This window comes from Nocardia sp. NPDC002869 (genome assembly GCF_046764065.1).
Taxonomy (GTDB): Bacteria; Actinomycetota; Actinomycetes; order Mycobacteriales; family Mycobacteriaceae; genus Nocardia; species Nocardia rhamnosiphila.
In genome coordinates this window covers 1-8,631 of the sequence record NZ_JBKOOL010000208.1, presented here as the reverse complement: position 1 = coordinate 8,631, position 8,631 = coordinate 1, and the positions used below count along the sequence as shown (strand labels likewise).

6 protein-coding genes are annotated in these 8,631 nt (G+C 70.9%); 4 read left to right on the top strand and 2 right to left on the bottom strand.

Going from position 1 to position 8,631, the window contains the following annotated elements; translation table 11 throughout:
- Positions 1-74 precede the first annotated feature (74 nt).
- A complete protein-coding gene (locus ACLML9_RS26015; RefSeq protein ID WP_411947981.1) occupies positions 75-449 on the bottom strand; it encodes a PLDc N-terminal domain-containing protein in 375 nt (124 codons plus the stop codon).
- A 220-nt stretch (positions 450-669) separates the two neighbouring features.
- Here ACLML9_RS26015 and ACLML9_RS26010 point away from each other — a divergent pair, with 220 nt between their 5' ends.
- On the top strand, positions 670-3,303 hold the full coding sequence (locus ACLML9_RS26010) for a LuxR C-terminal-related transcriptional regulator (protein ID WP_411947980.1): 2,634 nt from the start codon (positions 670-672) through the stop codon (positions 3,301-3,303).
- 113 nt (positions 3,304-3,416) lie between these two features.
- Positions 3,417-3,614, top strand: a complete 198-nt coding sequence (locus ACLML9_RS26005) for a hypothetical protein (protein ID WP_030519143.1) — start codon at positions 3,417-3,419, stop codon at positions 3,612-3,614.
- 220 nt (positions 3,615-3,834) lie between these two features.
- Here ACLML9_RS26005 and ACLML9_RS26000 read toward each other — a convergent pair whose 3' ends face one another.
- On the bottom strand, positions 3,835-4,848 hold the full coding sequence (locus ACLML9_RS26000; RefSeq protein WP_411947979.1) for a polysaccharide deacetylase family protein: 1,014 nt from the start codon (positions 4,846-4,848) through the stop codon (positions 3,835-3,837).
- Positions 4,849-4,966: 118 nt separating this feature from the next.
- Between ACLML9_RS26000 and ACLML9_RS25995 the strand changes: the two genes are divergently transcribed.
- Positions 4,967-6,559, top strand: a complete 1,593-nt coding sequence (locus ACLML9_RS25995) for a putative glycoside hydrolase (RefSeq protein ID WP_411947982.1) — start codon at positions 4,967-4,969, stop codon at positions 6,557-6,559.
- Positions 6,560-6,661: 102 nt separating this feature from the next.
- Positions 6,662-8,425 carry a cutinase family protein gene (locus ACLML9_RS25990; RefSeq protein WP_411947978.1) on the top strand — a complete coding sequence of 588 codons (1,764 nt, stop codon included), beginning with the start codon at positions 6,662-6,664 and terminating at the stop codon, positions 8,423-8,425.
- Positions 8,426-8,631: the final 206 nt, after the last annotated feature.

Here is an 8,631-nt window from a genome sequence, read left to right as displayed (position 1 = left end):
GCCCGAGCCCGCGTCCTCCGGGCCCGGCCCGGAGCTCTTCGATACGGGATCGCCGGACCCCGGAGCAGGCCCGGTCACGACATGGCCTTGGCCTCGAGCCGTTCGAATTCGCTCTGGGTGATCGTGCCCTCGGCCAGCAGCCGCTTCGCCTCGGAGATCTGGGCGTCCGGACTGGTACCGGCGGTCTGCTGGATGTACTTCTTCTGCGCCGCTTCGACCTGCTCGGCTTCCACGGCCGCGCGTTCGGTCATCCCCCGGCCGCGCACGACCAAGTACACCAGGGAGGCCAGTAGCGGCAGCACGATCAGCAGCACCACCCAGATCGCCTTGACCCAACCCGAGGTCTGCTTGTCCCGGAACAGATCACCGAGGATGTAGAAGAGCAGCAGCAGATAGGCGACGAACGCGAAACTCACCACGATCAGCCAGAGCACTTCCCAGAAGGACATGGCCCACCTCGCTCGCTTTCGGATACAGGTCCCCGGTGCCGGCGACCTGTCCACGCTATGGCTGCCGCCGGGCCGCCCGGCTCACCCGCTACGGATGATTTCGACCGGATACGCCCTGGTAACAGGTTGGTTCACGACCCGCTGGGAGCCCTCGCAGCTCCGGTAGGCTGCGGCCGAGTGCGTGCTAGTGCTGTTTCGGACGACGTCTTCGGGAGGCACCGTGACCACTTCGCCAACACTGGATCTGACGGGTCGCCCGGTATCGCGGGCCCGGGCCCGCTCGCCCATCCCGGTGCTGCCCTTCACACCGGTGTCCCGGCCACGATTGCATTCGGTGCTGGACGCCGTGGCCGGCAGCGGCAACGGCGGGGTCCTGCTGATCTGCGGCGCGGTGGGGATCGGCAAAACCGTGGCCGTCGCGGACTGGGCCGCGCGCCGGCTGCGCCGCTCCCCTCACGACACGCGGATCGCCTGGGTCACGATCCGTGAGCAGACCGCGCTGTGGGGGGAGTTGCGCGCGCGTCTGGGCAGTTCCGGGCCGGGCGCCGGACAGCCCGCGGCCGGCGTCGGTGAGGCCGAGGCGGTGATCACCGCGCTCGCCGACGAGGGCGCGCCCACCGTCCTGGTGATCGACGACGCCCACCTGATCACCGACCCGCTCGCGCTGGCCGGGCTCGAATACTTCCTGCAGTACGCGCCGCCGACGGTGACGACCGTGGTGTGCGCCCGGTTCGAGCCCCCGATCCGGTGGCATCTACTGGAACTGCCCTCCCGGCTGACCCGGTGGAGCGGCCCGGATCTGGCACTGTCGCCGGAGGAGGCCGCCGGCCTGTGCGCCGAACACGGTTGCGCGCTGGACCCGGAGTCGCTGGGCACACTGATGTCGCTCACGCAGGGCTGGGCCGCGCTGGTCCGGATCGCGGCGATCTATCTCGCCGCCCACGACGGCGCGCACCGCGACGCCCTGACCGCACTCGCCCGGCCGCCGCACGCGTTCACCGACCTGCTGGTGGGCGAACTCATCGACACCCTCTCCCCGGCGCTGCGCCAGTTTCTGACCTGCACCAGCATCGCGGAGGAGTTCACCGAGGAACTCGCCGACGCCATGGTGGGCGGCGGGTCGGCGCACCGTCTCTACGAACTGGACCGGATCAACTTCCCGATGACCTCGCTGACGCGGGGCGGCAAGGTCTGGCACACCTACCATCCGATGTTGCGCGCGTACTTCCGCGCCGAAGCGAACCGGCTCGGCACCGACCTGTGCTCGGATCTGCGGCTGCGCGCCGCGCGGCAGCTGATGTCGGCCGGGGAACTGCGCGCCGCGCTGCCCCATCTGCTCACGGTGGCCGATCACCGGCCGCTGGCGAGCTTCCTCGCCGAGCACGCGCTGGCCCTGGTGTTCGCCGGCGACGGTGCGGCACTGTTCGATTCGCTGGCCGATACCGCCCCCGATGTCCTGGCCGACCCGTATCTGCGATTGCTGCAGGTCACCGATGCGCTGCTGCACGGGGACAGCGGTTCGGCGCAGGCCTATCGCGACAGTGCCCGGCTGCTCGCCGACGACGACCCGCTCTCGCTGGCGGGACCGCACCGACTCGAGGCGCTGGCCACCGCGGTGGACGCGGAACTGGCGGTGGCGACGGGAAGCGCCACCGAAACCGGTGTGTTCCCCGACCGGATGCCGCCCGCCGACCGGCCCGATCTGGACGGCTACCTCGCGGTGACCACCGGGACGGCGCTGGCGTTGCGCGGCGAGCTGGCCCGCGGCGAGGAACGACTACGGATCGCGCTGAGCCGCACCCGGTCCCGCTGCCATCCCCGGCTCCGGCTCATCGCGGTGACCCGGCTCGCGGTCACCGCGGGCCTGGCCGGATCGATCACGACCATGCGCCAGCGCGCCGAACGGGCCTGCGCCATCGCCCGCGACCACGATCTGCTGGACCTGCCGGAAACCGTGCACGCCACCGCCCTGGAGGCCTACGGCGCCTATCTGCAGGGCATCGAACCGCAGCCCGGGCATATCCGGATCCTGTGTGCCGAGCACATCCGGCGCGACGGTACGCCGGGTCCGGTGGCCGGCTGGCTCCCCCATGTGGTGGGCAGTCTGCTGGACTGCCGGCATTCGGCCGACCGGGGCGCCGCCGCGGAACGGTTGCGCCGCAGTATCGGCCGGCTACTGGACGCCGATCCGCCGCCCGCGCTCAGCGGGGGCCTGGTGGGCGCCGCGGTATGGGCCCTGCTGGAGGCCGGGGAAACCGCTACCGCGCAGCATCTCACCGAACGCGCCCGCACCGTACTGGGCCGCACCCCCGATACCGTGCTGTCCGGCGCCGCCCTCACCGCGGCCTCCGGTAACCATCACGGTGTCGTGCTCCAGGTCGAACCGCTGCTGACGTCCACCCCGAACCTGCACCCGGTCACCCAGCTCACCGGGTGGCTGCTCTATGCCCGCGCCCACCACCAGCTGGGCAATGATTCCAAAACCCGCGAAGCCGTGGACAACGGCCTGTGCATCGCCGCCACCCACCGGATCACCCGGCCATTCTTCGACGTTCCGGGCACCATCGAACTGCTCGACTACTACGCGGGCTGCTTCGGGCATCGCAGCGCGTTCGCCGATTCGGTGCGCGCCGGCCATCAGGCCCGCCGGCGGGCCGACCATCCCGCGCTCACCGCGACAGAGCTGACGATCCTGCGGCAGCTGCCCTCCGGCCGGACCACCCAGCACATCGCCGACGACCTCGGCGTTTCCATCAACACCGTGAAAACCCATATGCGCGGCATCTACGCGAAACTCGGCACCAGCTCCCGGATGGAAACCCTGCAGGAGGCGCGCCGCACCGGTCTGCTCTGACGCGGGCCGGGTTCACCCGGTGCGGACGATGCACCACGCCGCGCGACCGTCGCACACTCGAATCCGCTGCGACGGCACCGCCGTCGAACCGGTCCGGAAGTCAGGAGACGGCGATGCGATACCAGTTCACCATCGACGGCGAACTCTCCGAACGCGCGCTGGCCGCCTTCCCGGAACTCGACGGCGACCGGGACCACGGCACCACAGTGCTGTCGGGCGCGGTCACCGATCCGACCGGGGTCCGCGCCGTCCTGGCCCGGATCGACAATCTCGGGCTCACCGTGCTGGAGATGCGCCGGCTCCCCGACTGAGGGGCGGCATGCGCATGGGCGACGCCGAGGACCCGGCCCGGGTCGCTCGCCGAAGCATGCGGAACACCCGTCGAACTCCGGCGAGAGGGCCTGATCCGTCCCCTCGGGGTCGGCAACGTGACCGTGGAGCCGGCCGCCGAGACGTAGACGATCGCTCCGATCGTCTACGTCTCCGAGGCAGACGTGGCCGAACCGAACAGCATCGGCCGCTGAACGACCGTCAGTACGGGGCGGCCCGCCCGGCCCAGCGCGGGGCGAGATCACCGGCCGCGGCACGGGGGAACGAGATCCGCTGCGGGTCACCGTCGGAGGTGAAGCGTGACTCCGGATTCGCCGCGAGTTCGTCGAGCCAGTGGGCGGAATCGAACGGCACCCGCCCGAGACCGGACCGGATCCGCGGCACCGCGGCGGGGTCCACCGCGCCGAACGGTGAGGCGGCGGGGTTCGCGCCGACCAGCATCGCGGCCTCGAACCGGTAGCCGATACCGTCCCAGCTCCCCGCGAGAGCGAGAGCGGGGTCGGCCGGGGCCGAACCCAGCGGCAGGGCCATGGTCCGCACCTCGGTGCCCGGAGCGGCGGCCCCGATCGCCCGCACATTCTGCGCCAGTTCCCGCTGCACACCCGCGGCATCCAGCGAGCCGAGGTCCGGGTGGGTCGCGGTATGCGCGCCGATCTCGTAGCCGTGGCGGGCCAGCCACAGCAGGGCGCGTGGATCACCCCCGAAGGCATCGTCGGTGACGTAGAAGGTGGCGCGGGCGGGGAAGTCCGGGTGCCGGGCCGCGAATTCCTCCAGGACGGCCACTGCGCAATCCGGAGCGGGCACGCCGTCGGCGGTGAACCGCAGCTGACTGGTGGTGGAGTCGTCGAAGGTGAGCACCACGGGATGGGTGCCCGCCGGGATATCCACTGTTCCCGCGGCGTACTGCGCGGCGGTGATCGGCCGGTATCCCTCCCGGTAGAGCCGGTCGAGTTCGACGCGGAACTCGGCGGGCGTCTGGTCGTATTCGCCGCCCGGCCGCGGCGAGAGCTGGTGATACATCAGTATCGGGACCACACCGAGTTCGTCGGCGCCGACGGCCGCCGGGTCCGGCGGGGGCGAGGTGGTCCCCGGCGGCGGGACCGCCGGGACGAGCCGCGGCGGTTGTGCACCGGGTGTTCCCCCGCAGGCCGTGGCCACCGCGCACACCACCGCGGCCACGACCGCCCGTACGACTGCTCCCGGGAACCGCACCATCGCCCGAATGTTACGTGCCGACAACAATTTACGTTCCAACTCCGGGAAAGCGATTGAGCGGGGCGCGTTCTGGCCATATCGACGGGACAGTGTTCGTGGGAGTTGATGCGTTGTGCTCATGCGGTTCCGGGGCGCCGATCGTAAACGGTTGGTGGTCTCGGCCTTCGGTGTTGTCCTGGCGGTCGTACTGGTCGCGGTCGGTGTCGGAGCCGGCCGATCGCCGGCACCCGCACTACCGCTGAGCGGCCTACCACCGGGGCCGGCCGGTGCCCCAACCCTGAAAGACCTGGTACTGCGGGTGGATGCTGCCGGACACGACCCGCGGGCGGTGGAACTCGCCGTGGACGGCGGCGCGGTCACCGGCCGGGTGGAGGGCGAGACGGTGCTCTACCGCCCGGAGGGCCTGACCGACGGCGAGCACATCTTCACCGCGCGGATCCCGGCCGGTGGGGCGCTCGGGTGGTTACGCGACGAACCCACCGCGTCGGCGACCTTCACCGTCGACACCACCGCCCCGGCGCTGGACGTGACGCCGCCGCCGGCCGTGGGCTCCTACCGGGACCCTGTCACGGTGCGCGGGCGGGCGCCCGGCGCGGTGCGCGTCTCGATCGGCACGCAGCAGGTCACCCCCGCACCCGACGGCAGCTTCGAGACCGAGCTGCCGCATCATCCCTCCGGTGCCGCGGTGATCGCCGTCGACGCGGCGGGTAACGAGACGAGCCGGCCGCTGGCCGCGGGGATCGAGCTGCCGCGGATGCGCGCGGTGCACGTCACCGCCCATGCCTGGTCGCACGACGGGATGCGCGAATCGGTGCTGGATATGGCCCGGCAGGGCCGGATCGATACAGTCCAGCTCGATATCAAGGACGAGGACGGCGTCGTCGGCTACGACTCGCAGGTCCCGCTGGCCCGCAGCACCGGCGCCGCCACCCCGATCTACCGGGCCCGCGACGCGCTGCGGCAGCTGCACGATATGGGGGTGCAGGTGGTCGGCCGGATCGTGGCCTTCCGCGACCCCACCCTGGCCGGCTGGGCCTGGCACAACCAACGGCCCGACTGGGTGGTGCAGAACCCGGCCGGTCAACCCTATTCCAGCCACTACGGCGCCATCGCGTTCACCAATTTCGCCCATCCCGAGGTGCGCGCCTACAACATCGCGCTCGCCGTCGAGGCCGCCGAACTGGGCTTCGACGGAATCATGTACGACTACGTCCGCCGGCCCGACGGCAGCCTCTCGAGTATGAAGTTCCCCGGGCTCACCGGACCGGCGACCCGCGCCGTCGCCGGATTCCTGGGGCAGGCCCGGGAACCGGTACACACCGCCGGTGCCCATCTCAGCGCGGCGGTCTACGGTATCGCCGCCTCCCGGCCGGACCAGATCGCCCAGGACATCCCGCTCATCGCGGAACAGGTGGATTTCGTGGCGCCGATGATCTACCCCTCGCACTGGAACACCGGGGAGTACGGAGTCGCCGATCCGAACAACCAGCCCTACGACATCGTGGCGGCCGCACTCCGCGACTTCCAGACCGTGACCAAGGGCACGAACGCGAAGGTGATCCCGTGGCTGCAGGACTTCAGCCTCGGGGCGGACTACGGAGATGCCCAGGTCAGAGCCCAGATCGACGCGACCTACCGGACCGGTATCGACAGTTTCTTCCTGTGGAGTCCGTCGGTGACCTATCACCAGGGGGCACTGGACCCGAAGTGAGTCCGTAACGCCGCGCACCCGGGCCGCGACTTCTCCGGTGACGCAATGGCCCGTCGGGGGGCCTGTCCGTCCATTTACCAGTAGTCGAATGGAGTTCGGGACATGGCTTTCCGAAGTGATCACCTGGTGCGCGCCCGCACCTACCTGACGCAGCACCGGCTCGCCGCGGCGATCGCGGCCCCCGCCACTCTCGGCGTGGTGGCGGCGGTGGCCGCGACCTACTCGGTGACCACACCGGCCCAGCAGGCCGAGACGCAGCTGAAGGCGTCGGTCACCGAATGCCACGATATGGTCACCATCTCGGTCGCCGGCCGCGGCGACACACCGGCCCAGGGCACCACGAAACTGCTGGTGGACGCCAACGGCAACCCGCTGCCCGCGGCGCTGTCCGGCGATCACAGCAGCGAATGGGTCGACCCGGTGGTCAACGCGCCCGCAGATGATGTGGACCCCGGCTCGTATGCCGCCGTCTACATCGCCTACCCCGCGAACATGGCCACCTACGAGGACGCCGTCACCACCGGTGTCGCCAACACTCGGCAGGTGATGCGGGAGATCGCGCAGGCCTGCCCGGATACCCAGTTCGCGATCGTGGGGTACAGCGAAGGCGCCGATGTGGTCCGGCGGGTGGCCATGGAGGTCGGGCACCAAGAGCGGCAGGACGGCGGCTATGCCATCGTCGATCCCGCCAAGGTCACCGGTGTGGTCATCCTCGCCGACTCCGGTCGCTCGGCGGGCGACGGCCCCTTCCCCGGCGCCGAGAACCCGAACGGCAACCCGGACAATTTCGATCAGCTCTACCAGAACGGCGGCAAACCCGTCCCCGGGCAGGGCGCGGTGGCCGGGACCAGCGGCGATTTCGGCGCGCTGAACGGCAAGATCGCCTCCTTCTGCTCCGATGGCGACCTCACCTGCGCGGCGCCGGACAATATCGCGCTGCTGCAACTGGTGGTCAATGTGGCGCGGCAGATGAACGTCGACGCCCTCGAACGCGAGGGCCTCAACCCTGCCACCGGGCAAGATGTCGCGGTGGTCCTCAGCCGGGTCGCGCTGCTGGCGCTGGCCGATATCCAGTCGCAGCCCAACTGGATGGCCAGTGACGAAACCTTCCTCGAGGTGCTGCTGCGGGTCTCGGATCCGGCCTACGAACCCGGGAAGACCACCACTCCGGCGCCGGCGGACTCCATCTCGACCGATCAGATGTCCCCGCTGGCCTATCTGCCGCAGAAGGTCCTCAACGAGATCGTGGGCCTGATCGTCACGAACCAGAACACGATCCCCGTGATCCTGTCCGACCCCTACCAGCTCACGCTCGGCCCCAACGCCACCGGTCACCACTTCGACTACTGGCGCGACGCCGACCCGGGGAACGGCAAAACGCTGACCTCCGCCGAATACGCGGCGGCCTGGCTCACCCATCTGGCGAAGCAGGCGCAGGCCGGCGAACCGGTGGATACGAAGTCGGCCCCGACAGCCGCGGACCTCGACGATGCCTACCGGGCGGCAGCGGAGACCAGGACCAGCGCGGCGGCGACCAGCACCACGGCCGCGCCGACGACCAGCGGGACCGCCCCGGTGACCACGCGACCGGCGACCGGTACCCCGGCCACCACCGGCCCGGCCACCACCGCGACCGAGCCCACGACCACGGTGCCGCCGGCCACGGGGACCACCACCGAGCCGCCGGCCACCACGCCGGAGGCGACGGAGACCGGCACCGTCGTGGCCACCCCCGAAACGACGAGTCCACCGGTGGCGACGACCCGTCCCACGCCCCCGCAGGTCGCGGTGAACAGCAGTTCGGAAGCGCCCCTTCCGAGTACGACCCCGCAGGAGACCACCACCACGGACGTACCGGCACCCTGATTCGTCGGCGCACCCCCGGTGGGTGCGGTCCGACACCGGACAGCCGGCCGTCACGACGCGCTGCCCCGGGCCGGGACGCCGGGCTCCGGACGACGGCCCACGGCCGGACACGATCCGGGCAGGGCCGCCGTTCGGTGGTCGAGATATGCCGCACGGTCCTCGGGCGCAGGCCGAACGGATAGTGGTGGGCCGGATCCCGGTATCCG